This window comes from Ruegeria sp. BB7 (assembly GCF_056539365.1).
The window spans coordinates 83008-105439 of the sequence record NZ_JBQFUV010000002.1 but is presented as its reverse complement, the minus strand read 5'-3'; the positions used below and the strand labels follow the sequence as shown (position 1 = coordinate 105439).

Below are 22432 nucleotides of genomic sequence, written 5' to 3'. Positions count from 1 at the left end.
AACACTATCTCAATATGAAACTTTCTTCATAAGCGGGATTTCACCAGTCAGGCCGACAGCTCGATTACCGTGATCTCAGGCGTTACGCCGAACCGCACCGGCAGGATCGAGCATCCTATACCCCCGGACACAACCAAATCACGCCCGCCCTCACGCACATGCCCATAGGCATAGCGATTTCCGAACCGGGACGGCACCATTGGCGACCAACCGAACAGCCGCACTTGCCCACCATGGGTGTGGCCAGACAGGGTCAGCGCCACGCGATCAGGAATTTGCGGGAAAATATCGGGCTCATGCGCCATCATGACCACCGGCGCGTCATCGGTGATCTGCGCCAGCGTTCCCGGCAGATCATCCAACCCCCGAAACCGTCCGCCACCCCGAACGATCGCGAGTTGATCCTCCAAACCAGCCAGCCAAATGCCGGGGCCTTCAAGTTTGACGGCCTCGTTGGATAGGACCGGAATACCGTTTCGCTGCAAGGCGTCAGCGTACAGGTTTGGCCCGCCGCCACGCCGCTGTGCCGCCAAATCATCCCACCAGTCGTGATTGCCCAGCACAGCGAAAACACCGTGCTTGGCCTGCAACCCACCCAAAACCGGTGCGAGTTCTGCAATTTCAACTGGCCGCGTGACGAACCTGTGCCCAGCCGCCAAATCCCCCAACAGCAGCACAAGATCGGGGGCCAGCGCGTTTGTACGTCGCACCACCTGTTGGATTCTGTCCAGCCCGACATGCGGTTCCCCTACATGCAGATCCGCCAGAACAGCGACACGCAGGGGCGGCGCAGTCCAGTCTGTGCGCCTCAGCCGCCATCGCCGCACGCGCAGGCGCAGCGCGGGCTCAACAAAGAACCCGTATACGGCAGCAAAAAGGCCTGCCAGCGTCACCGCCAGCAGGCCCCTTATGAACCCTCGTCGGGTCAAAGATTACATCCGCGATGCAACGTTTTCCCAGTTCACCAGATTGTCGAGGAAGTTCGACAGGTAAGCCGGACGCTTGTTGCGGAAATCGATGTAGTAGCTGTGCTCCCACACGTCGCAACCCAGCAGTGCAGTCTGACCAAAGCACAGCGGGTTCACGCCGTTCTCGGTCTTAGTCACGGCCAGCGAACCATCAGCGTTCTTGACCAGCCATGCCCAGCCCGAGCCGAACTGACCAGCACCAGCAGCGCTGAACTGCGATTTGAATTCGTCGACCGAGCCAAAGCTTTCGGTCAGAGCCTTTTCCAGCTCACCGGGCATGGCATTGTCGCCGGGGCCCATCATCTCCCAGAACTGGTTGTGGTTCCACAGCTGGCTGATGTTGTTGAAGATACCGTTCTGCGCAACAGCGTTCGCGTCGTAGGTGCCAACGATGATCTCTTCCAGCGACTTGCCGTCCCACTCGGTGCCAGCGATCAGCTTGTTGCCGTTGTCGACATAGGCCTTGTGGTGCAGGTCGTGGTGATATTCCAACGTTTCCGCGGACATACCCTTGGCTGCCAGCGCGTCATGTGCATAAGGAAGATCAGGAAGTTCAAAAGCCATGTCGGCCCCCTGTTAAAATGTAAGTTGCGGTTCCCAAGGTTAAATGCTTTGGCAGCCGCCGCAGGTCAAGGGCCGAGATAACAAAACCCGGAGGCAGCCGATGCTGACACAGGCGCGCAAGATATTCTACCGCGCTCGCGGATACTATGCGGGCACCCTGAACGGCGAGCCTTTTCGGCTGGACCCCTATCATTCGAAATTCTGGCGCAAGGCGTCCGCGGGCGCGTGGGAGCCTGAAACCTTCGCCGTATTGGACAAACACCTATCGTCGGACAGAGATTACCTGGATATCGGCGCCTGGATCGGCCCCACAGTCCTCTATGCCGCACGCCGCGCCCGCCATGTTTGGTGTTTCGAACCTGACCCGGTGGCTTATCGCCACTTGGTCTGGAACATTGAACTCAACGACATCCGCAACGTGTCGGCCTTCAGCATCGCCCTGTCAAACGGATTTGGAGTAACCCAAATGGCATCGGCGCATGGAGAGGCGGGCGATTCTACATCGTCGCTGCTGCATGACGGCAACCATGGCACGGACGCACTCACCGTCGGATGGGATCAGTTTTCTGAATCTGTAGATTTGTCTGACGTATCACTGGTAAAAATGGACATCGAAGGTGCCGAGTTTTCTGTTCTGCCCTCTCTGCTGTCCTGGCTAAAAAAGACAAACGCCGCGCTGTTCCTCTCTACACATGCGCCCTATCTGAATGCAGAAAGCCGCGCCGCTGCGATGGATAAACTTGCCGAAGACCTGGCTTTCTACCGCCATTGCCAAGATCCATTTACAGGCGAAACCGGCAAGTCAGCTCTCACCAGCCAAAGGGCGCTCACCCAGTTCCCGACATTCCTTTTTGACGTAAACACCTGACGCTTGGAGCACGCGATCCGTACTTCATCTGGCCGAAAATACCTTGGGGGTGAGGCCGCAGGCCGAGGGGGCAAAGCCCCCTCACCCAGCTCTCAACGAAGGCAGCGGGCTCAGTAAACCCCAACCTCACTGCCCGGCTGCGCCGCAACCTTGAGGAGGTTGAAAACATAATCCGCCGCTGATCGGAAGCAGACCAGGCGTAAGGATTCGGCGTCGTCCATCCAGAACGCGCCCGCAACTTGTGCCAAGCGCGAACGGCGGATTTGACCTGGTTGAAAGGCCTCTGCCGAAAGCTCAACCGGAGCCAGCTTGCCCAGCACTTCCCGCGCGCTTGCGCCCGAGATACGGAACACCGCCCGTGCGTCTGACACATTGACCGCCAGCGCATGAGTGCCACTAAGGGCGTTGGTCATCGCGGCCAGTTTAGCCTCGACCTCGGCGTAAGGAACAAGCACCAACAGTTCGTCTGTCGACATCCAGCAGACGCCAGTATCCCCTGCGACCAAGGCTTCGCGTTGTCCGGGCACCATTTGCCCGGTTGCGTCTTTGACGGCCTTGGCCAGCACCTTGTCGGACAGATCACCGCGCAAGGTGATCATTCCCTGCAGACCGCACTCCTCGACCTTGGCGATTCCGTCATAGCTGGCGTGGTTCAGTGCGCTGATGGGTTCAGACATTTTGCTTCTCCCCGTCCTTGTCGTAGAAGATCGGGTCTACGATCTTGGCTTTGTAGTTTTTACCGTCGGTTCCCGGGAACTCGACGATCTCGCCCATGCGGTCGGGGCCATGTTTGATCAGGCCCATGGCGATACCACGGTCCAGATTGGCCGAATAATAGGTCGAGGTCACGCGCCCGATCATGTTGCGCTGGCCGTTAGCGTTGACGCCCTCGCCCACTGCGTAAGCTCCGTCAGGGATGACAGAACCATCCACAGTCTCGAGACCCACCAGTTTCCAGCGTTCGGGGTCTGCCATGTGGCTGCGCGAATGGGCGCGTTTTCCTAGGTAATCCTCTTTCTTTTTCGAGAGCGCCCAGTGCAACCCCAGATCCTGCGGGATCACGGTGCCGTCGGTCTCGTCGCCGATCATGATAAAGCCCTTTTCGGCCCGCAGAATGTGCAGACATTCAGTGCCGTAAGGCATAACACCGAACTCCTGCCCCGCCTCGATCAACGCATCCCAGAACGCCTGACCCTGAGACGCGGGAACCGCGATTTCATAGGACAGCTCGCCCGAGAACGAGATGCGGTAGGCCCGTGCGTCGAACTCACCGATCTTGCCGTCACGCCATTCCATGAACGGCAGCGCCTCTTTCGACAGATCCATGCCGCCACCCGCTTGCGCGTTCAGTTTCTCCAGCACCTTGCGGGCGTTAGGGCCGACAACGGCGAACTGAGCGTATTGCTCGGTCACATTGGCAACATAGACTTTCCAGTCCCACCATTCGGTCTGCAGCCACTCTTCCATATGGCCATGGATACGCTCGGCTCCACCGGTAGTTGTGTGGCACAGCCATGTATCCTCGTCGATGCGGGCAACAACGCCGTCGTCGATCAGGAAGCCGTTTTCCGAGCACATCAGGCCATAGCGGCATTTGCCGACTTTCAGCGTGGACATCATGTTGGTGTACATCATGTCCAGGAATTTGCCCGCGTCCGGGCCTTTGACGATCAGCTTGCCCAGCGTCGAGGCATCCAACAGGCCGAGGTTTTCGCGAGTATTCTTGACCTCGCGGTTCACCGCGTCGTGTACGGATTCACCTGCGCGAACATAGGCATAGGCCCGGCGCCAGTGGCCAACCGGCTCCCAATCTGCGCCATTTTTGTCGTGCCAGTCGTGTATCGGCGTCCGGCGGATCGGCTGGAAGACCTCGCCACGCGCTTCACCACCAATCGCACCCATCGAAATAGGAGTATACGGTGGGCGGAAAGTGGTGGTACCAACCTTCGGGATCTCGGCTTCCAGCGCATCAGCAAGGATCGCCAAACCATTGATGTTGCTTAGCTTACCCTGATCGGTTGCCATACCCAGCGTGGTGTATCGCTTGGTGTGCTCAACGCTCTCATAACCTTCCCGCGCCGCCAGTTGGACATCGGATACTTTGACATCGTTTTGGAAATCCAACCACGACTTCATGCGTAGGCTGATCTCGGCGTTGGACGGCATCAGCCAGACCGGCTCCATCGGAGCCTCGGCGGTGGTTTCCCCTTTCGGAGCGTCCGCCGTTTTGGGTTTGAAACCCGCAGCGTTGGCGGCGGCTTCACCTGCGGTCTGCGCGTCGGCCAGCACATCACCCAGCACCAGCGGACCGTTGGCGGAACCGGCGGCGACCACAAAGCCTTCGCCATTCGCGCCCAGCGGTGGACGTTCGGGATCGGGACGGAAATGGGCGTTCGCCTCATCCCAGATCAGCTTGCCACCGCAATGCGACCACATATGAACGACAGGAGACCACCCGCCCGACATGGCCACGGCATCGCATTCGACTTCCTCACGGGCGCCGCCGATACCTTCTTGATTGCAAATAGCAACCTTCTTGACGCGCTTACCACCTTTGACCTTGGCAATCGCCTTGCCCGGATCAACGCGGATACCCAATTGACGGGCTTCCTCGGCCAGTGGTCCGGCGCTTTCGCGGGCATCCACCACACGCAGCACATCGACGCCAGCCTGTTTCAGAATGATCGCAGTACGATAGGCATCGTCGTTGTTGGTTGCGACGATGACGCTCTCGCCCGACGTCACGCCCCAGTTTATCACGTAGTCACGCATGGCCGAGGCCAGCATCACACCGGGAACATCGTTGCCCGCAAAGGAAAGCGGTCGTTCGATCGCGCCCGTGGCGGTGACTACCTGCTTGGCGCGGATGCGCCACAGGCGGTGACGCGGCCCCTGAACACCCGGAGTATGGTCGGTCAGGCGCTCATACCCCAACACATAGCCATGATCATAGACGCCTGCGCCCATGCAACGGTTGCGCATGGTCACGTTTTCCATGGCTTCAAGTTCGGCAACCAATTGATCCACGAACTTATCCACAGGAGTGCCATCAATAGTGCCGCCATCAACAGGGGCACGTCCGCCCCAATACGCTGTTTGTTCGATCAGCATAACCTTGGCACCAGAGCTTGCCGCCGCTTTTGCCGCTTGCAAACCGGCAACGCCGCCGCCGATCACCAGAACATCGGTAAAGGCGTAGAAATGTTCATAGGTATCCGCATCGCGGCTGTCCTTGTCGGGTGCTTTGCCCAGACCGGCGGACTGACGGATGAAGGGTTCGTAGACGTGCTTCCAGAACGGTTTCGGGTGGATGAACATCTTGTAATAGAAACCACCGGGCAAGAACCGTGCGAAAGCACTGTTCACTGCGCCGATGTCGAATTCCAGATTCGGCCAGTGGTTCTGTGAAATCGCAGTCAGGCCGTTGAACAGCTCGGTCGTAGTGGCACGCTGGTTCGGCTCGAACCGGTTGCCCTGCCCCAGACCGACCAGAGCGTTCGGCTCTTCCGCGCCGCTGGCGACAACGCCGCGCGGACGGTGGTATTTGAACGACCGGCCCATCATCATCTGATCATTGGCCAGCAGGGCCGAGGCGAGCGTGTCGCCCTCATACCCCTGCATCGAGGTGCCGTTGAAGGTAAAGGTGACTTGTTTCGACCGGTTTATCAGCCGGCCCTGTTTTGCGAGACGGGTGCTCATGTTGCGGACCTTTCGCAGGTGGAGGCGTCAGAGCCTCCGGCGGGAGTATTTTTGAAAAGATGAAGCATCAGGAGAACTCTCTCCACGTCCACCCGGGACGTTTGGCGGCGATGGCGTCCTTGATGTCTTGCGGCGGCTCGGAGGTTTGGGCGGTATAGGTACCGAACACTTCGAGCGTTTGGGTGCAGCGCGCCGCGTGGAACCACTTGCCGCAGCCATTGGCGTGGCGCCAGCGTTCGAAATGCACGCCCTTGGGGTTTTCGCGCATGAACAGGTAGTCGTGGAACTCATCATCCGACGAGCCGGGGCCATAGCGCTTCAGATGCGCTTCGCCACCGGCAGCCAGTTCAGTTTCTTCGGCATCAACGCCGCAATATGGGCAATTCAGGATCAGCATATGGTCATCCTTTTTGGCGGTCGGTCGGCACGTGGGCCGACCTGAATTCTGTTAGCTGGCCACCTCGGGCAGAGCCCTTAGTGTGCCACCCCGGCGGCGACGCTTTCGTCGATGAAGCGGCCCTCTTTGAAGCGGTCCAGCGTGAAGGCTTCGGTCAGCGGCGAATGGCCTGTGGCCATCAGCTGTGCCATGCCCCAACCGGACCCCGGGATCGCCTTAAAGCCACCGGTGCCCCAGCCGCCGTTGATGAAGCAGCCTTGCAGCGGTGTTTTCGACAGGATGGGCGAGCGGTCGCCGGTCATGTCCACAATACCGCCCCACTGGCGCAGCATCTTCAGGCGCGAGATCATCGGGAAGGTCTCGACCAGCGCACGCACGGTTTCCTCGATGTGATGGAAGCTGCCGCGTTGGGTGAAGTTATTGAAACCGTCGGTGCCGCCGCCAATCACCATCTCGCCCTTGTCGGACTGAGACATGTAGCCGTGCACGGTGTTGGCCATCACGACAACGTCCATACAAGGCTTGATCGGCTCGGACACAAGTGCCTGCAGTGCGATAGCCTCTAACGGCAGACGGAAGCCTGCCATCTCGGCCAACTGACCGGAATGACCAGCAACCACGATGCCCAACTTTTCGCAGTCAATCGCCCCTTTGGTGGTGTCGACGCCCACAACACGGCCGTTTTCCGAACGAACGCCTTTGACTTCACACTGCTGGATGATGTCCATCCCCATGGCCGAGCATGCACGGGCATAGCCCCAAGCCACCGCATCGTGCCGCGCGGTGCCGCCGCGTTCCTGCCACAGCGCGCCCAGAACCGGATAGCGCGGTCCGTCGATATTGATGATCGGCACCAGCTCTTTTACGCGCTCAGGCGTAATCCACTCGGTCTTAACGCCCTGCAGGGCGTTGGCATGAGCGGTACGCTGATAGCCGCGAATCTCGTGCTGAGTCTGGGCCAGCATCATCACGCCGCGTGGGCTGAACATGATGTTGTAGTTCAGCTCCTGGCTTAGGTCTTCGTAAAGGCTGCGCGCTTTTTCGTAGATCGCCGCAGACGGGTCCTGCAGATAGTTCGACCGGATGATGGTCGTGTTCCGGCCGGTGTTGCCACCGCCCAGCCAGCCTTTTTCGATGACGGCAACATTTTGAATACCGTAGTTTTTTCCAAGGTAATACGCCGTGGCCAGACCGTGGCCGCCGGCGCCAACGATGATGACGTCGTATTTCTTCTTGGGTTCGGGCGAGCGCCACGCGCGCTCCCATCCGGTGTGATAGCGCAGGGCCTCCCGCGCCACAGCAAAGGCTGAATAGTGTTTCATAAGCGAATCCATCCGGTTCGGTGATTGCCGCAGGTATGCCGCGCAAGAACAGTTTACCCCTGCCGGACAACGCCACAATATCGAACTATTGCGACATGGGGTCCATTATTGCGGGATGTGAACCCCTCGCGGCCATTTGTCCCTTTTGTCGGCCCGCCGACAGGTCTAAGTCAGGGCAGCTATATCGGAGAAACCATGTCGTTCCTGGTCGTGACACTTCTAAGCGCGCTGCTGATTGCAGTGATACTGGGCTTTTCCCTGCTGCGAGGTCGCAAAACGCGCGAACCTGCCGCAGCCTATGATCTGCGGGTCTATCGCGAACAGCTTGCAAGCGTGGACCGGGACCTTGCCCGAGGCGTCATCGGCGAGGCCGACGCGGACCGCGTGCGCACGGAAATCTCGCGTCGTATTCTGGCAGCCGACGCACAGATACAGGCCGGAACCGAACGGGCCGGACCACCTCATTGGGCTACTGTGGCTGCCTTTGCCGCCATTGCCCTGATCGTGGTGGGCGGTGCTGTGGGGATGTACCGTCAGATGGGGGCTGCCGGTCTGCCGGATCAACCCCTGACACTGCGTCTTGAGAACGCCGAAGCCCTGCGTGCAGAGCGCCCCACTCAGGCGGAGGCCGAGGCCGAGGCTCCGCCAGCGCAGTTGCCGCAACTGGATGAGAATTATGCCAACCTCCTGAATCAGTTGCGCGAAACTGTTGAAGCTCGCCCGGATGATCTGCAAGGTCACATCCTGCTGGCCCAGCACGAAGCAAATGCGGGTAACTTCCCAGCCGCTTACAAAGCCCAACAGCGTGTGATCGAATTGTCCGGCGAAGCCGCCCCCGCAGATGCCTATTCGCATCTGGCCGAGATGATGATCCTGTCCGTGGGGGGCTACGTGTCACCCGAAGCCGAAGAGGCTTTGCGGCAAGCTCTGCATCGTGATCCGCGTCATGGCCCGGCGCAGTACTATCTTGGGCAGATGATGGTTCAGGTCGGGCGCCCTGATATTGGCTACCGGATCTGGGTGGATGCGCTGCGTGACGCTCCGGCAGGTGCGCCGTGGGGCGACGCCATTCGCGCTCAGCTGGACGAGTTGGCCTTCCGCGCCGGAGTATTCAATGCGCCCAATATCCCGCCTGCATCCGGCCCCAGTCAGGATGACATCGACGCCGCCGCCGCGCTAACACCGGAAGAACGGCAAGAGATGATCAAAGGCATGGTCGACCAACTCTCGGATCGGCTGGCCACCGAGGGCGGGTCGCCCGAGGACTGGGCCCGGTTGATTGCCGCTTTGGGCGTCTTGGGCGAAGGGCAGCGTGCCATCGACATCAAAAACGAGGCGATGAGCGTTTTTGCCGGAAATAGCGAAGCGCTTGAAATCATTGATGCCGCCGCATTGCAGGCCGGGATCGCACAATGATCCACGACGCGTTCGAAGAGTTTGCGGCGGCCCTGCCGCCAATGACTGCCCTGATGGGGTTGGATTTGGGCGAAAAGACCATAGGCGTCTCGGTCTCGGACCGGATGCGCGGCGTGGCCAGTCCTCTGGAAACCGTACGGCGCAAGAAATTCACGCTGGATTCCGCCCGCCTGCTGGAAATCATCGCCGACCGCGAGATCGGCGGCGTCATTCTGGGTCTGCCGAAAAACATGGACGGCACCGAAGGTCCACGTTGCCAATCCACCCGCGCATTTGCCCGAAACCTGTCACGGCTGACCGACGTTTCCATCGGTTTCTGGGATGAACGGCTGAGCACGGTTGCTGCCGAAAAGGCACTGCTTGAGGCGGATACGACACGAAAACGTCGCGGACAGGTTATCGATCACGTGGCTGCTGGCTATATTCTGCAAGGAGCGCTGGATAGGCTGCGCTTTTTATAATGGACGGAGTACGTCGATGACAAACATGGTTTGGAAAAGGAATGAGGTCGAAAGCCCTTGTGTCCAGATCTGTGTCGTTCATCCGACCGAACGCATCTGCACCGGCTGCTACCGTACAATTGATGAGATTTCGCGCTGGTCCAAAATGGACAGCAATGAGCGTGCCGAAATCATGGAAAGCCTCCCCTCGCGGGCGCCACAGCTGTCAAAACGGCGGGGCGGTCGCGCTGCACGCATGAAATAGGTACAAAGCATTTCTGTGAAGGTGCCGCATACTGAGCCGTCGCCGCTGCAGGTCGGTCAGAACTTCGAGGGGTAAGTTCAAAAACCTGTTGTGAGTGAGTGGTAACCCACAGCGGCGTGCTTCAGCTTGTACCCTCAAGAAGTGGTCAATCTGAAGGGTATGTGTTGGGTATCCCTTTTTTGGTCAACGGATCAAGGAGTGCGAAGGCATTACGCAACGTAACCTCACGTAAAGGTAAGGCGCTGTTATTGAAAGCAAGCAATCTCGGCGGCCTAACCAGCTGAAAGCCAGGATTTGGCGTTTTCAATTTCCTCAGATGCAAAGAATTGAGTTCTTGCACCCAGAATATGACTGGCCACACGCTGTGCCATATGTTGCCAGGCTTTATCCCCTACGATCGCCGCACGATCCAGCAACCCGACGTGATTTCGAACCAGCTGAAAATGGGACGCCAGGGCCGTCAGCCCCTGCCATCCGTCAAATTCTCTGAGGTCAACGAGCAGACGGAAGCCATCCTTTCCAACCAACAGATTGTCCAGATCCAGCTCGGCACGCCCATATTCCTCGGGGTCCAATTTTCCCAACAAACTGATCTGAACACAGGAACCACCCAGATCAATGACGTGGATGGCGCCCAGTGACTCGCGCATCCAACGGCGCGCGGCTTCCAGTTCGGAAAGTTCAAAGACCTGAACGGGGCAAGGAAGAATCGGAGCAGCCAACCGGGCACTGGTCTGCACCCAGCCCTGATCCGCAGCCACCGCGATACGATCAAACCCACGCCAATGGCTGAGGCCCAGCTTCGTATCCGCCCAAGCCGCGCCCAAATCATAACCCTTAAACTCGGGCTGCACGACAATCAGCAGACGCACGGTGTCATGATCTGCCAACGCTGCTTCGATCGCCGGAACCAATACTTCGCTGTAGTCGTCAGAGGTCACTTCCCCGGACAACTCGACCTCGATTAATGCGCCTTCGGAATTGGTGTGGACCGTAATCATAAAAATTCCTCCAAACCTAAATAATGGCAAGAGGTTAGTCAGATTCGATCCATTCGGCTACTCCCCCGGAAAATTCAGGGCGGAAATAGACAATCATTCGGCCATCCGGTCCGGCGGAAGCGCCGTCGCCCCATGGTGCGACACCATGCAGGCAGTGGCGATGAAGCAGATAGGCCTCTCCCGGCTTGCCCGGCAGTTCGATGCGCGGACAGGTGTCAAAAACCTCGCGACGCGCGGCTTGATAGATGTCAGTGATGTCCACCTTGTGCAGACGGTCCCTTGGGTAGCCGTTCAAAGCCCGCTCAAACGCAGCACGCAGGATTTTGTGGCTACCTTCCCACAGCACCATCGGTGCGGCGTTCGCACTGGCATCAGTCAAGGGAATTCCAAGTATCCACGCGTGCGGCTCATCTACCCGCCGTCGGCGATCCGGCCCCATCGGCCTTAACCCGTCCACATGGGCGCCATCTCTTTTAAACCGATACCGCGCCGCACTTTCGCTTTCCCCTCGTCGAGGGCGCGGGTAACCGGGATAGATGACCGAGACTTGCCCTTTGTGCAGAAGCAGCTCTCTGTACTGGGCAGAGATGAAATCCATGGCCTGTCCGGACAGTGGACCCGAGCCCCCCACCCTACCCTTTGGGTCGTTTTCCAAGGCATCCACGCCAATGAACCACGTCCCCTCGCAATCCAACCATTGGGCATGAGCCGGATCGGTGACTGATGCGCGGGCCGCAGGAAAAGCGTGCCCTACCCATTCCGCCAGCACTGGATCATGGGGGAACTTGATCCACCCTTTCTCCAGAAAACCGCTCACAAACCCAGCGCCTTGCGCAGCATGTTCAGGGCTACCAATGTAAGGAAAACTGCAAACACGCGCTTCAGCGGTTTGGGGTCCATGGCATGGGCCAGCTTCACCCCCCAGGGTGCGGTGATCATCGTCATTGCAACAACGATAGCAAAGGCCACCAGATTAACCGCGCCAATGGTTAGCGGAGGGCGGTGTTCTGGTGCAATACCCAGAAACAGAAAACCCAGCACCGAAGGAACCGCGATGATCACACCGAAACCAGCAGCGGTCGCAACCGCCCGATGGATAGGCGTGTTGAACAGGCTCATCAACGGAACGCCGAAACTGCCGCCCCCGATGCCCATCAGCACCGACAGAAACCCCACTGAAGGAGAAAGAACCGCGCGACGGACCCCTCTGGGCATGGCATCGCCCAATCTCCATTCAGACTTGCCGAGCCCCAGATAGGCCCCGATGGCCATACCCAATATGCCAAACAATGCCTGCAATGCTTCGGTCCGCAACGCTGAGGCGACCATCACGCCCAAAATCGCGCCAATGGCGATGCCGGGACCCCAACCGCGCAGGATATCCCAATCAACAGCACCTTTCTTGTTATGTGCCAGAACAGACCGGATCGAGGTCACAATGATAGTCGCCAGTGAAGTCGCCAGACACAGCTGCATAAGCTGCGGACCACCATAGCCAAGCGTTTGGAAAGCATAGAAAAAGGCGGGGACCAGAACGATGCCACCACCAACCCCCAGCAATCCAGCCAGTACACCGGCCAGCGCCCCGATCACAAGCAAAAGGCCCAGCATCTGGGCCAGCAACATCGTCTCGGGCATCTTTCCCCCATACCGGCGCTCGGCCGTACTTTAGTTCATTCAGACCTCAGCCAAAGGCGCCACACCCTCCAGCGCCTGCAGCATTACTTCGGGACCCGCGCCCTCATGCACTGCACCTTCGGACAAAACCCGTCGCCACGCTCGCGCGCCATGGCGACCGGCGAACAAGCCCAGCATATGTCGAGTAATCTGGTGCAAGCGCCCACCCGCGGCAAGGTGAGCCTCGACATAGGGCACCATCTTGTGAACAACTTCAATCGGGTCGGCAGCCTTCCCGGTTCCAAATATCAGCGGGTCAGCCTCGGCCAGAATATCTGTCGGTTGGTGATAGGCCGCGCGCCCGATCATCACACCGTCAAGCCCTGCATCCAGGTGGGTGCGCGCCTGCTCCAGTGACGTAATCCCACCATTGATCGAAATATGCAGATCAGGAAACGCGCCCTTCATCCGATGAACCAAATCATAGTCCAAAGGCGGTATATCCCGGTTTTCTTTTGGACTGAGGCCCTTAAGCCATGCTTTGCGCGCGTGGATCGTTACACGCACGCACCCCGCCCCACAGATGTGTTCCAGAAACGCAGGCAGCACCTCTTCGGGGTCTTGATCGTCTACACCGATACGGCATTTCACGGTAACTTCGACGTCAACTGCTTCACGCATTGCGGACACACATTCGGCAACGCGGCCCGGTTCTATCATCAACACCGCCCCAAAGGTACCCGATTGCACCCGATCCGAAGGGCAGCCGCAGTTCAGATTGATCTCATCGTACCCCGCGTCCGCACCAAACCGCGCCGCCTGCGCAAGTTCCTGCGGATCAGACCCGCCCAACTGCAGTGCAACAGGGTGCTCTTCGGGACTGAAGTCCAGTAGATGCATCGCACCACCACGCACCAACGCAGGTGCCGTTACCATCTCGGTATATAAAAGGGTCTGACCACTCAGCAGCCGGTGAACATACCGGCAATGTCGATCCGTCCAGTCCATCATGGGTGCGATGGATAGGCGTGCAGCGTGCCTCACTTCAGAAAACCTTGACTTTTCTTGGTTTTTCGAACCCACCATCTTCACCGTTTTCCTCGTTTTGGCCCGATTTGACCCTGTTTTTGGGTTCAGTGCTACAGAATGTAGCACCAGAGCTGCCGTGTAGCACTTTTTTCCGATCGAGTTCCAGCACTCCAGTTCGAGCCCTGCCGGACAGCTATTCTACCGCATCAATTCTGCCCCATTCGGCTCGTTCACCCCCTGTTTGGGTTTCAAACCCAGCCAAGCCCGCTTCCGAAAAATTCAAACGATCAGATGTCCCGGCCATGAAAAACCGCGACTGAAAGGAATTCCCATGGGAACTATCACAGAACGCCTCAAGGCCAATGGCAAACCGAGCTTCACCGTCCAGATCCGCAAGAAGAAAAACGGAAAGGTCATCCTCAACTTGGTGGAGACATTTGCCACTGAACAGGCTGCAAAAAGCTTGTTGAAGCGTCGTGAAGACGCATTGAAAAAGCCAGGTGGCTTGGAGCGCGCCGTGAATGCAAAGGCACGCAAAAGCGTTGCCGATTGCATCAGCGACTACATCGATGCCTCCCCTGAAGGTTTCGGCAAGTCCAAGTCCCAGATGCTGAGCTATTTTCAGCGATTGGATTTTGGCGCATCTGTCATCGAAGATCTTTTAGCACGGGATTTCGTGAAAATCGCAATGGAACTTCTGTCCGGGCTTCAAGCACGCCCCGTTGATCCGCAAAAGGACACACCAGCGCATTACACCTTCAAACCCCGCAAACCGCAAACCGTCAACGGATACATGGTGACTTTGGGCACGCTCATCCGTTTTGGTGGGCCAATCTGTGGCGTCACCATGCCACGCGCCGAATTCGAAGACGCCATGCGCACCCTTCAACATCAGAGAATCGTAACGAAATCAGCGCAACGAACCCGCCGGCCTACTCTCAATGAACTCGACTTGTTGATGAACCATTTCGTCAACGGCTATCGGGAAAACCCCGTATGGTCCCCATGCACAAAATCGTGGCGGCAGCAATCTTCGAAACCCATCGCCAAGGGGCCATTCTGTCGCAAACCTGGGCAGACTATGACCTGGAGAATGAAGAGATCACTATCCGCAACATGAAACATCCTAAGCAGACTAAGGGTAATGACATGACGCTCTCAATTCAGGAAGAAGCACGGGCGATCATTGAGTCCATGCCTCGCACTGACGACAGGATTTTCCCATACAACAGCGATGTCGTCAGCCGGCGGTTCACCGACGCCTGTAAGCTTCTCGGAATCGAAGACCTGCATTTTCACGATCTACGCCACGAGGGAATTTCCCGCTTGTTCGAAATGGGGCTGACCATCCCCCAAGTGGCACAGATCTCGGGTCATCAATCCTGGCAATGCCTCAAGCGCTACACGCAGATCAAGCGACGCGGAGACAAGTACGAAGGATGGATGTGGTGGGATGCGGCAACGGCTCCCCTTGGAACATGAAGGAAACACAAGGGAATTTTGAAGAATTGCCCTGAAGTAGGTAGTTTTCACTATACCACCCCATAAATGGCTTTTGGCGGCGAAACCGTGATCACTCGAAAACCATCTGGCGTGGATTCTTACTCGTGATGAACTCGACAAGCTGTTCAACGAGATCGGGCGGCGGCTCTCGCCCGATTGCACACTCCCAGACGACTCCCACTCGCCATCCGGCCTCCTGAAGGTCGCGAATGTTGCGAGCGTCTCTTTCCACATTCTGGCGAAACTTCTCCGCCCAGAATTCGACGTTGCTGGAAGGAGTGGTAGTTTTTCGGCAACCATGGTGGCGGTGCCAGTAGCAACCATGGACAAACAGAACGGTTTTCCACCTCGGCAGCACTATGTCCGGTGAACCGGACAGCTTTTTGGCATTCAACCGAAATCGAAACCCTCTGCGGTGAAGGGCCTTCCGCAGAGCTACCTCCGGCCTGGTATTTCGGCCACGAATGCGCGACATCATCCTGGAGCGCACTTCGGGTGTGACTATGTCTGCCATGTGATCCCATTCTCGTGGCGGCAGGTTTGCCCTGGCGCACTTCACTCTCTTGAAGTTAAAAGAATTATACAGTGAAGGGGCATAGATGAGCAGTGAATTCGCAATAATCGACCTGTTTGCGGGCCCTGGAGGGCTTGGAGAGGGGTTTACTCAGGCTGGCCGAGACGGAGACGTCAGCATGAAAATCCACTTGTCTGTGGAAATGGAGGCCAACGCCGTGCAGACTCTGCGTCTGCGCTCCTTCCTGCGCCGCTTTGGCGAAGAGTTTCCTGCGGAGTATTATGCGGCACTGAATGAGGGTGTGGAGTTTCCCAACTGGTCGGAACTCTATCCGGAAAAATGGAAACACGCAGAGCAGGAAGTCCGGCAACTGGTTTTGGGTGAGCCCGGTGTTTTCGACGAGATTGCAGGGGTTCTCGACAAGGTTCGCGCAGACTTCCGGGGAAATACCATCCTGATCGGCGGTCCACCCTGCCAAGCCTATTCACTGGCTGGCAGATCGCGAAACAAGGGCAAGGAAGACTATGTCCTCGAGAACGATCATCGGCATTATCTCTACAAGGAATACGTGAGCATCTTGGAGCGCCTCGAACCGGCTGCCTTCGTGATGGAGAACGTCAAGGGTATGCTGTCGAGCAAGGTGGATGGTGGCGGAATCTTCCACCGAGTGCTGGATGATCTTGCCGGGGCCGGACAAGGGTACACCCTGATTCCGTTGGCTGCTCGTACACATTTCGGGTTGGAACATCCACCAGCGCGAGACTTCATTCTCCGCGCAGAAGATCACGGTGTGCCGCAAGCCCGGCACAGGGTGATCGTGGTCGGCGTGCGGAATGATGTCGCTGAAAAGTTGGACTTCGGAGAGGGGCCTCTCCTTTTACGAAGAGATCTGCGGGCGACCGTCAAAGAGGCGCTCTCCGGGATTCCACGAGTACGGAGTGGACTGAGCCGTGGTGACCAACTGGAAGCTTGGACCGGATCAGTTCGAGATCAGGCAAAGGAAATTTCGGAAGCGGAGGATGTGCCTGAAGAGCTCCGGAAACGTGCTCGACAGATTGCCACGAGCAATAAGCTTCCGTCGAAGCGAGAGTCGCGATGCTACTCCGATAGTCATGAACTTCCGAAGGATCTCAAAGATTGGTTGCTGGATGACAAATTGGATACCGTCCTTCATCATCAAACCAGAGGGCACATCTCCGGTGATCTCGGGCGATACCTATTCTCCTCCATTTTCGCGGAGGAGCACCAGAGAGCTCCGAAGTTGTCAGAATTCCCTGAATTTCTGCAACCTGATCACAAGAACCGGAAATCAGGGCACTTCGCTGACCGCTTCCGGACCCAAGTGGGCAGTCGTCCTTCGACCACAGTGACGAGTCATATTTCGAAGGATGGGCATTACTTCATTCACCCTGACCCTACCCAATGTCGATCCTTAACAGTCCGAGAGGCAGCGAGGCTTCAGACATTTCCTGACAACTATTTTTTCCATGGGGGCAGAACGGCACAGTACCACCAGGTGGGCAATGCGGTGCCTCCGTATCTGGCATTTCAGATCGCAAGCGCGGTTTCAAGTATGTTGAAACAAGCGGCGAAAAGGTAAACCCTCAGCAAAAAGGGAACCCCTCAAAACGCAAATGAATACTACATTTTTAAAATATACTTGACATTCTTCATATGGAGTAACTACATGAGTCGGGCGCCACGCGAATTGGAGATGACGGCCGATGGTTGAACGAGACAAGCGACAGAAGTTTGAGGAGTTGGCAGAGAAGCGCGTGAACAAGGCCATCAAGGATCTCCGCCTCATCGGAAACCTATCGAATAGGAATAACTATTCGTTCGACGATGGGGATGTTCGGAAGATCATGAAGGCGCTCGACGATGAGATGAAAGCGCTGAAGGGGCGTTTCGCACAGGCTCGCCCCTCGGACCAAGATTTCAAACTGTAGATTAGGAAGATGTGATGTGGAGCTTCCCAAAGGCCGGCCCTGAGCACAGCAATTCAAGTTCGAAACTGAATGAATTTTTCAACGATCAGGACGCCTCGACGGCTCTGGTTCGTGAAGCCGTCCAGAACTCGCTGGACGCAGCTCTCGACCCGAAACAACCGGTCAGAGTGCGTCTTTCATTGGCCTCGTTCCCATGGAAAACCCTCGAGCCGTTCCTCCGGACTGGTCAGGCTGAAGAGACGGTCGACAACCACCTGTCGAGTGACGATCTCGGAAAATTCGCCGCGAGTTTTGCCGGAAACGAGCTTCGTTGTCTGATTATCGAAGATGAGGGCACAAAAGGCCTCATCGGTGAAACTGACAAAAGCAACGCTCATTCGGGATCCAACTTCGTGGGATTTTGGTGGAACGATGGGATCAGCGGCAAGGGCAAAGGATCCAGCGGCAGTCATGGCGTTGGCAAAACCACTCTGACACGTATTTCAGGGATGTCGCTGTTTTTGGCAGTGACTAAGCGCAGCGATGACCAGAAGAGATATCTTCTCGGCTTTGCGAACCTTCCATATCACCGTGTGAATGGGAGCAGCTATCTCGGTTACGGCAGATTTGGCCAATCCGTAAATGAAGACGGCAATGAAAAGTTTATGCCTATCGAAGAAACCGCTGACGTTGAAAAGTTCCTTTCCGAGTTTTCCCTGAAACGCGATGAGAGCGGCCTGTCGGTTTTCATCCCCGGCATTCCCAGTTCTGTCGACAGCGGTGGGCTTCTTCTTGCGACAGTACGTGATTACTACTGGCCCATCCTGAAGGGAGATCTTGTTGTTGAAGTCGTCGATCGTCTTTCCGGCGAGACGACGACGGTTTGCGCAGAAAACCTCTCTGACGTGATCGCGCAAATCGCAGACCAAGGAGAGCGACTCAAGAAAGCGGTCTCAGATACTGAACACCGCGTCGAAATTGTGCGAGAGATCCTTGAACTCAAATCCGGAGGCGACCCAAACTGGTTCGCTGGGCATGAGCCGATCATGAGTCACACAGCTCATGGAGGCATCCGGGGCGCTGTTTCCAAGGATTGTTTTTCGGAAGACAACCTCGAAAGAATGTTTTCAGCATTCGAGAGCGGTCAACTGGTTGGTTTTAGTTTCAGCTTGAAATTCCAGACAGTTGATGGAGAGCAGCAGGTCGGTTTGGTCGAGGTATACTTCAAGAAAGATGACTACAAGCTGACTGACAACGCGCAATTCATCCGGAACCAGATCATCATATCAAGGCAACCCTCGAACATCCCTGCAAAGAACGTCACCTGTTTCCTTATCGCTGAAGATCGAGACATGTCGGACTACCTCAAGGAAGCCGAAGAACCGGCGCACACGAGGTGGTTCCTCAATCGTTTCAATGAACAGAAGAGCTTCACATCCGATTGGGCGCTGCGGTTCGTGATGGATCTCCCGGCTCACATGTATCGCATTCTCTCCCGGGAAGATGAGGACGCAAGCACCTACGAGAATTTCGCCGATGATATCTTCTCTGTCACGGAACCAATGGGGATTGGCGCCAAGAAGAAACGTGGCCAGAAGCGGAAAAAGTCGGAGGAACCGGATGACATTCCACTGGTGAAGAGATCGCCTGCCATTCGGATCGAAAGGGATACGGAGAACCCGGGCTTCGACCTACTCCCTGTGGGGAACATCGCCGAACTTTTCGAAGAAGAGGAAGTTTCCTTCCCGGTCGAGGTTTCCGTGAAGGCGGCATATGTTTCGGCTCTTGGGAAAAGCAGATCATGGCGGGACTACAGCAAAATTGACTTCCAATTCGGAAAGAGCATTCCGATCGATATTTCACCCAAAGGAGCGGCAAAAGTAGTTTCGGCGTCGGAGAACACCTTCACTGTCGAGTTGCTCCAGCCCGAGTTCCGTGTTTCGGCAAAAGGCTTCGATGGAAACCGGGACCTGCTGATCCACCCAAGAATTAAGTTGTTATAAGGTATATCGATGACAATTCAGCTTGAATTCAACGACACACAGAATTTCACTGGTCGAGCCCGGATCAAACAGAAACAGGAGCTGTTCTCCTTGCAACTTCTGGACCGCCAAGGTGAAACTGTTCGGATACATGTGAAGTTCGACCGGGCTGCCATTGAAAAGGAGTGCAAGCTCCAAGTTGAGGAACCGAAAGACTTCGTCCTTGACACTTTCGTGCTCGGAGACATCCGGAGACATGTACTTCCTGAGTACCGCTCCGAGGAGGAGCTCGAACTGTTCGATATTCCGGATGGCGCAAATCTTGAATTTCGGCTGAAAGTGATTTCTCGATCGGAAGTTTCCTCAGGGAAGATTCTCGCAGCTACGGGCGGGCGTGTCAGACTTCATACTGGCAGCGGAGACGAAGGATCCGGAGAGCAGAACAAGGGCATCTTCCATCCCATACCCTCAAAGAGTATCGGGGCTCGCATTTGGCAAGTAAATTGGGGTGGCCAAGGCGACTTTGAGGTTTTTGTAAACGCGGATTACTTCCACAAATTCGTCGAAGATCCGATGTTCGCGGCACATGTGTTTCCCGAAATTGTGAGAAACGTCGCAACCGGAATTTTGCTGAGATATGAAAACGTCAAAGACATTGACGAGGATTCCCTCTTGGCAAAATGGGTGACCTTCATCCAGCAACGTCTTGGAATACCGCTGGAGGGTGAAGAAGCAGCTCATCTGATTGATGCCGAACCCATGGGAAAACTCGATTTCGTCGAAGAAATCGTCGACATGTTCACCAAGCAGAAATGGCGGGATGGCAAAACCCTTCTGGAGGAGATCCTGTAATGAAGAGAGCACTTTGCGAATTCAATTCAGAGGGCGTTGCTGCATTTCAAGAGCTGATTGATGCTGAACGTGGGAAGGTTAAACCTTCTCAACCTGCAAGGGTTTCTGAAGATTTTTTTGCCGCCGTCTCAAAACTCGCTGGAGAACCCGCCTTGCTTCATGAGGTCTCCGGAGCGGGGCAAATTGACGATACTATGACATTCGCCTCGAGGTATGATTTCGGTGAATATCTCCATGAAATGCTGCCCAACGAATTGTCCCAGATCCAGTATTCGAATGTTGGGCTTTGGGCATGGATTTCAGCTGTGTACCTTCCCCAATTGCTGAAACCTTCTTCCCGGGGGAAATCACATGATCTGTGGAGCGCCTATCGGTATATTCCCCTCGCTTACAGCAAGTTCCGTTATTACCGGCATTTGGCATTCATTTCGTTTTGGCTTCACAGGCAGTTGGGAGAGACTGCTGCGCGCCTTTTCCTGTCCCGGCCCATGTATGAGCACTCCGATGCCATCGAACAACTCTATACATCTGACAAGGATTTCTTAACGACACCGGCTTTGCTGGAGGTTTCGGTTGAAATGTATCTGGACGCAGAGAATGGGGTTATGAAGAAGAAGGCGCTTGGCAAAGAAACCCCTGGCAGCGCCAGACGATTGGCAACCAAAGTGGCGAAACAACTGCAAATGAATTTCGACATGCATTCAATGACCAAGGAACAAGTCTACAGCCTCTTGCCTGCTGAATTCGATGCCTGGAGAAAGTAGCGGTTGTAAACAGGGTTCAAGTTTTCCGCTCAGGATCGACACTTTTTAAGGCATCTGGTAGCCCCAAAAAACGCCGGTCAGAGGGGCGAATGATCCTTTTGTGTAGCCAAGCAAGCGTCGCCGCCCTTTTAGATGGTTCCAGTTGCTTCAGATGTGCCAATAGCGCTGCGCCATAGATGATGTTTCGCCTGGTCTCGTCTTTGCGCTTCTGTTTCTGGGCTTTTGCCTGCAGATCTCTAAGTCTCTCGCGCGCCTGCTCGATTTGTTGATCCAGATCCGCCATTTCGTTCTCCCTTTTCAGTGGTCGAACAGGAAATGCGGCCTGGATCCCGGTTTTGCTCCCCGCGCGTGAAAATGTGGCTTCGCCAGGCTGCCCTGTGAGCGGCCGTCCGCATGCCCGCTGGGCAATGCGCGCAGTTACGCAAACTTCGGGTTTGCCTGCGCGCCTGCCGCGGGCTTATTTGTGCGGAGATCGGGTTGGGGCCCGATGTCCTTTACATGATACACCCCGCCAGCAGACTCGAAGTCATCCTGCATTCTCGTGCCGACGGTCGCTCCGCCGTCAAATCCGCCGCTTACACCGCGCGCACCACCTTCCGAGATGCGCGGGTTGGACGACGGTTTTCGCCGGGCAGAAAGGGTGGCCTCCTGTCGCATGAATTGATCAACTGGAGCGGAAGCCCCGAGGAGCTCTGGAACGCAGCCGAGCGTTCGGAACGCCGAAAGAATGCAAGAGTCATCCGGGAACTGCGTCCGTCCCTGCCACGCGAGCTACCGCTTCCCGAGCAGGTCCGGCTTGTCCGGGGTTTCTGCCTCTGGCTTCGCGATGAGTATGGCGTTGGCGCTCAAGCCGACATTCACGCGCCGCGTTTCCTGTGTCCTGTACAGGAAAAGCTGCACAGTGCGGGGAAACTCGACCTCACGAGGAAAGACTACGAACAGAGGCTCTTCGATCCATCAAAGACCAATCTGAATTTCCACGCCCACATCCTGATGACGACGCGGAAGGTTGATAGGATTACGGGCGATTTTGGTGAGAAAACGCGTGTTCTTGACGACAGAACTTCAGGCCCCGGAGAGATCAAGCGCATTCGCGGAGAATGGGAGAAACGGACCAACGCGGCCCTGCGCAAGGTTGGCTCTCCAGCACGCGTTGATCTTCGTTCGTATGCCGAGATGGCCAAGACAGGCGATGCACCGGAAGGCCTGGCAAGACAGGATCATGTCGGTCCTCGCCGATCCGCCCGATCGAGACGCAGGCTGCAGGAAAGCGGAAGCGACGACACGGTTGCCGGAGTACGGC

Annotated in this window: 23 protein-coding genes and 1 pseudogene; 12 read left to right on the top strand and 12 right to left on the bottom strand. The window is 56.6% G+C overall.

The annotated features are described in order from the left end of the window. Positions 1 to 47: 47 nt before the first annotated feature. Positions 48 to 929 carry a metallophosphoesterase gene (locus ACR0D7_RS05585; RefSeq protein ID WP_480678101.1) on the bottom strand — a complete coding sequence of 294 codons (882 nt, stop codon included), beginning with the start codon at positions 927 to 929 and terminating at the stop codon, positions 48 to 50. A gap of 3 nt (positions 930 to 932) precedes the next feature. Beyond that, complete coding sequence (locus ACR0D7_RS05580) at positions 933 to 1532, bottom strand: superoxide dismutase (protein ID WP_170704218.1); 600 nt, start codon at positions 1530 to 1532, stop codon at positions 933 to 935. A 100-nt stretch (positions 1533 to 1632) separates the two neighbouring features. Here ACR0D7_RS05580 and ACR0D7_RS05575 point away from each other — a divergent pair, with 100 nt between their 5' ends. Next, the gene (locus ACR0D7_RS05575) at positions 1633 to 2400 is read left to right on the top strand and encodes an FkbM family methyltransferase (RefSeq protein ID WP_480678100.1); all 768 of its coding nucleotides are present in this window, start codon (positions 1633 to 1635) and stop codon (positions 2398 to 2400) included. Positions 2401 to 2510: 110 nt separating this feature from the next. Here the strand turns inward: ACR0D7_RS05575 and ACR0D7_RS05570 are convergent, their stop codons facing one another. The 4 genes from ACR0D7_RS05570 to ACR0D7_RS05555 form a co-directional block, all read right to left on the bottom strand. Then, positions 2511 to 3077 (bottom strand): sarcosine oxidase subunit gamma, encoded by a 567-nt coding sequence (locus ACR0D7_RS05570; protein ID WP_480678099.1) that lies wholly within the window; start codon positions 3075 to 3077, stop codon positions 2511 to 2513. Then, a complete protein-coding gene (locus ACR0D7_RS05565) occupies positions 3070 to 6099 on the bottom strand; it encodes a sarcosine oxidase subunit alpha family protein (protein WP_480678098.1) in 3030 nt (1009 codons plus the stop codon). The genes ACR0D7_RS05570 and ACR0D7_RS05565 overlap by 8 nt, the downstream gene beginning before the upstream one ends. 67 nt (positions 6100 to 6166) lie before the next feature. Further along, entirely contained in the window at positions 6167 to 6496 is a 330-nt protein-coding gene (locus ACR0D7_RS05560; RefSeq protein WP_170572445.1) for a sarcosine oxidase subunit delta, read from the bottom strand. A 77-nt stretch (positions 6497 to 6573) separates the two neighbouring features. Beyond that, positions 6574 to 7818, bottom strand: coding sequence for a sarcosine oxidase subunit beta family protein (locus ACR0D7_RS05555; RefSeq protein WP_170382642.1), 1245 nt, complete (start codon positions 7816 to 7818; stop codon positions 6574 to 6576). Positions 7819 to 8013: 195 nt separating this feature from the next. Here ACR0D7_RS05555 and ccmI point away from each other — a divergent pair, with 195 nt between their 5' ends. Genes ccmI through ACR0D7_RS05540 form a run of 3 tightly spaced genes read left to right on the top strand, consistent with a single transcriptional unit; the run spans position 8014 to position 9939 of the window. Further along, entirely contained in the window at positions 8014 to 9234 is a 1221-nt protein-coding gene (gene ccmI, locus ACR0D7_RS05550) for a c-type cytochrome biogenesis protein CcmI (RefSeq protein ID WP_480678097.1), read from the top strand. After that, on the top strand, positions 9231 to 9695 hold the full coding sequence (gene ruvX, locus ACR0D7_RS05545; protein ID WP_480678096.1) for a Holliday junction resolvase RuvX: 465 nt from the start codon (positions 9231 to 9233) through the stop codon (positions 9693 to 9695). The genes ccmI and ruvX overlap by 4 nt, the downstream gene beginning before the upstream one ends. A gap of 16 nt (positions 9696 to 9711) precedes the next feature. Next, positions 9712 to 9939, top strand: a complete 228-nt coding sequence (locus ACR0D7_RS05540) for a DUF1289 domain-containing protein (protein ID WP_170382636.1) — start codon at positions 9712 to 9714, stop codon at positions 9937 to 9939. Between the two features lie 272 nt (positions 9940 to 10211). On the opposite strand, the gene ACR0D7_RS05535 is transcribed toward ACR0D7_RS05540, so the two are convergent. From ACR0D7_RS05535 to dusA, 4 genes are read right to left on the bottom strand one after another with little or no spacing between them, the layout of a single operon-like run. After that, positions 10212 to 10940, bottom strand: a complete 729-nt coding sequence (locus ACR0D7_RS05535; RefSeq protein WP_480678095.1) for a SpoIIAA family protein — start codon at positions 10938 to 10940, stop codon at positions 10212 to 10214. Between the two features lie 34 nt (positions 10941 to 10974). Further along, positions 10975 to 11757, bottom strand: coding sequence for a hypothetical protein (locus ACR0D7_RS05530; RefSeq protein ID WP_480678094.1), 783 nt, complete (start codon positions 11755 to 11757; stop codon positions 10975 to 10977). Further along, entirely contained in the window at positions 11754 to 12578 is an 825-nt protein-coding gene (locus ACR0D7_RS05525) for a sulfite exporter TauE/SafE family protein (protein ID WP_480678093.1), read from the bottom strand. The genes ACR0D7_RS05530 and ACR0D7_RS05525 overlap by 4 nt, the downstream gene beginning before the upstream one ends. A gap of 39 nt (positions 12579 to 12617) precedes the next feature. Beyond that, on the bottom strand, positions 12618 to 13643 hold the full coding sequence (gene dusA / locus ACR0D7_RS05520) for a tRNA dihydrouridine(20/20a) synthase DusA (RefSeq protein WP_480678092.1): 1026 nt from the start codon (positions 13641 to 13643) through the stop codon (positions 12618 to 12620). A gap of 274 nt (positions 13644 to 13917) precedes the next feature. On the opposite strand from dusA, the gene ACR0D7_RS05515 reads away from it, so the two are divergent. Together ACR0D7_RS05515 and ACR0D7_RS05510 are read left to right on the top strand one after the other, a co-directional pair. After that, positions 13918 to 14706, top strand: coding sequence for a hypothetical protein (locus tag ACR0D7_RS05515; protein ID WP_480678091.1), 789 nt, complete (start codon positions 13918 to 13920; stop codon positions 14704 to 14706). Continuing rightward, positions 14592 to 15068: a site-specific integrase gene (locus tag ACR0D7_RS05510; RefSeq protein WP_480678090.1), complete on the top strand. Its 477-nt coding sequence runs from the start codon at positions 14592 to 14594 to the stop codon at positions 15066 to 15068. Before ACR0D7_RS05515 ends, ACR0D7_RS05510 begins: the two co-directional genes overlap by 115 nt. Positions 15069 to 15159: 91 nt before the next feature. On the opposite strand, the gene ACR0D7_RS05505 is transcribed toward ACR0D7_RS05510, so the two are convergent. Further along, positions 15160 to 15603, bottom strand: coding sequence for a very short patch repair endonuclease (locus ACR0D7_RS05505; RefSeq protein ID WP_480678089.1), 444 nt, complete (start codon positions 15601 to 15603; stop codon positions 15160 to 15162). A gap of 85 nt (positions 15604 to 15688) precedes the next feature. On the opposite strand from ACR0D7_RS05505, the gene ACR0D7_RS05500 reads away from it, so the two are divergent. From ACR0D7_RS05500 to ACR0D7_RS05480, 5 genes are all read left to right on the top strand, one after another. Then, a complete protein-coding gene (locus ACR0D7_RS05500) occupies positions 15689 to 17203 on the top strand; it encodes a DNA cytosine methyltransferase (RefSeq protein WP_480678088.1) in 1515 nt (504 codons plus the stop codon). A gap of 124 nt (positions 17204 to 17327) precedes the next feature. Continuing rightward, positions 17328 to 17552, top strand: a complete 225-nt coding sequence (locus ACR0D7_RS05495; protein WP_480678087.1) for a hypothetical protein — start codon at positions 17328 to 17330, stop codon at positions 17550 to 17552. Positions 17553 to 17566: 14 nt separating this feature from the next. After that, positions 17567 to 19534: a hypothetical protein gene (locus ACR0D7_RS05490; protein ID WP_480678086.1), complete on the top strand. Its 1968-nt coding sequence runs from the start codon at positions 17567 to 17569 to the stop codon at positions 19532 to 19534. Between the two features lie 9 nt (positions 19535 to 19543). Then, positions 19544 to 20365 (top strand): hypothetical protein, encoded by an 822-nt coding sequence (locus ACR0D7_RS05485; RefSeq protein WP_480678085.1) that lies wholly within the window; start codon positions 19544 to 19546, stop codon positions 20363 to 20365. Further along, complete coding sequence (locus ACR0D7_RS05480) at positions 20365 to 21129, top strand: hypothetical protein (RefSeq protein WP_480678084.1); 765 nt, start codon at positions 20365 to 20367, stop codon at positions 21127 to 21129. Before ACR0D7_RS05485 ends, ACR0D7_RS05480 begins: the two co-directional genes overlap by 1 nt. 16 nt (positions 21130 to 21145) lie before the next feature. Here ACR0D7_RS05480 and ACR0D7_RS05475 read toward each other — a convergent pair whose 3' ends face one another. After that, entirely contained in the window at positions 21146 to 21412 is a 267-nt protein-coding gene (locus ACR0D7_RS05475) for a hypothetical protein (RefSeq protein ID WP_480678083.1), read from the bottom strand. 110 nt (positions 21413 to 21522) lie between these two features. On the opposite strand from ACR0D7_RS05475, the pseudogene ACR0D7_RS05470 reads away from it, so the two are divergent. Beyond that, positions 21523 to 22305, top strand: a pseudogene (locus ACR0D7_RS05470) (MobA/MobL family protein); the annotation flags it as partial. Positions 22306 to 22432 lie beyond the last annotated feature (127 nt).

Excerpts from the sequence above, each read along its gene's own strand:
- ACR0D7_RS05565 (WP_480678098.1), bottom strand. The coding sequence starts at position 6,099 with ATGAGCACCCGTCTCGCAAAACAGGGCCGGCTGATAAACCGGTCGAAA.
- ACR0D7_RS05475 (WP_480678083.1), bottom strand. The coding sequence starts at position 21,412 with ATGGCGGATCTGGATCAACAAATCGAGCAGGCGCGCGAGAGACTTAGA.
- ACR0D7_RS05560 (WP_170572445.1), bottom strand. The coding sequence starts at position 6,496 with ATGCTGATCCTGAATTGCCCATATTGCGGCGTTGATGCCGAAGAAACT.
- dusA (WP_480678092.1), bottom strand. The coding sequence starts at position 13,643 with ATGGTGGGTTCGAAAAACCAAGAAAAGTCAAGGTTTTCTGAAGTGAGG.
- ACR0D7_RS05495 (WP_480678087.1), top strand. The coding sequence starts at position 17,328 with ATGGTTGAACGAGACAAGCGACAGAAGTTTGAGGAGTTGGCAGAGAAG.
- ACR0D7_RS05570 (WP_480678099.1), bottom strand. The coding sequence starts at position 3,077 with ATGTCTGAACCCATCAGCGCACTGAACCACGCCAGCTATGACGGAATC.
- ACR0D7_RS05575 (WP_480678100.1), top strand. The coding sequence starts at position 1,633 with ATGCTGACACAGGCGCGCAAGATATTCTACCGCGCTCGCGGATACTAT.
- ACR0D7_RS05535 (WP_480678095.1), bottom strand. The coding sequence starts at position 10,940 with ATGATTACGGTCCACACCAATTCCGAAGGCGCATTAATCGAGGTCGAG.
- ACR0D7_RS05480 (WP_480678084.1), top strand. The coding sequence starts at position 20,365 with ATGAAGAGAGCACTTTGCGAATTCAATTCAGAGGGCGTTGCTGCATTT.
- ruvX (WP_480678096.1), top strand. The coding sequence starts at position 9,231 with ATGATCCACGACGCGTTCGAAGAGTTTGCGGCGGCCCTGCCGCCAATG.
- ACR0D7_RS05555 (WP_170382642.1), bottom strand. The coding sequence starts at position 7,818 with ATGAAACACTATTCAGCCTTTGCTGTGGCGCGGGAGGCCCTGCGCTAT.
- ACR0D7_RS05525 (WP_480678093.1), bottom strand. The coding sequence starts at position 12,578 with ATGCCCGAGACGATGTTGCTGGCCCAGATGCTGGGCCTTTTGCTTGTG.
- ACR0D7_RS05540 (WP_170382636.1), top strand. The coding sequence starts at position 9,712 with ATGACAAACATGGTTTGGAAAAGGAATGAGGTCGAAAGCCCTTGTGTC.
- ACR0D7_RS05510 (WP_480678090.1), top strand. The coding sequence starts at position 14,592 with ATGCACAAAATCGTGGCGGCAGCAATCTTCGAAACCCATCGCCAAGGG.
- ACR0D7_RS05580 (WP_170704218.1), bottom strand. The coding sequence starts at position 1,532 with ATGGCTTTTGAACTTCCTGATCTTCCTTATGCACATGACGCGCTGGCA.
- ACR0D7_RS05490 (WP_480678086.1), top strand. The coding sequence starts at position 17,567 with ATGTGGAGCTTCCCAAAGGCCGGCCCTGAGCACAGCAATTCAAGTTCG.
- ACR0D7_RS05505 (WP_480678089.1), bottom strand. The coding sequence starts at position 15,603 with ATGGCAGACATAGTCACACCCGAAGTGCGCTCCAGGATGATGTCGCGC.
- ACR0D7_RS05515 (WP_480678091.1), top strand. The coding sequence starts at position 13,918 with ATGGGAACTATCACAGAACGCCTCAAGGCCAATGGCAAACCGAGCTTC.
- ACR0D7_RS05485 (WP_480678085.1), top strand. The coding sequence starts at position 19,544 with ATGACAATTCAGCTTGAATTCAACGACACACAGAATTTCACTGGTCGA.
- ACR0D7_RS05500 (WP_480678088.1), top strand. The coding sequence starts at position 15,689 with ATGAGCAGTGAATTCGCAATAATCGACCTGTTTGCGGGCCCTGGAGGG.
- ccmI (WP_480678097.1), top strand. The coding sequence starts at position 8,014 with ATGTCGTTCCTGGTCGTGACACTTCTAAGCGCGCTGCTGATTGCAGTG.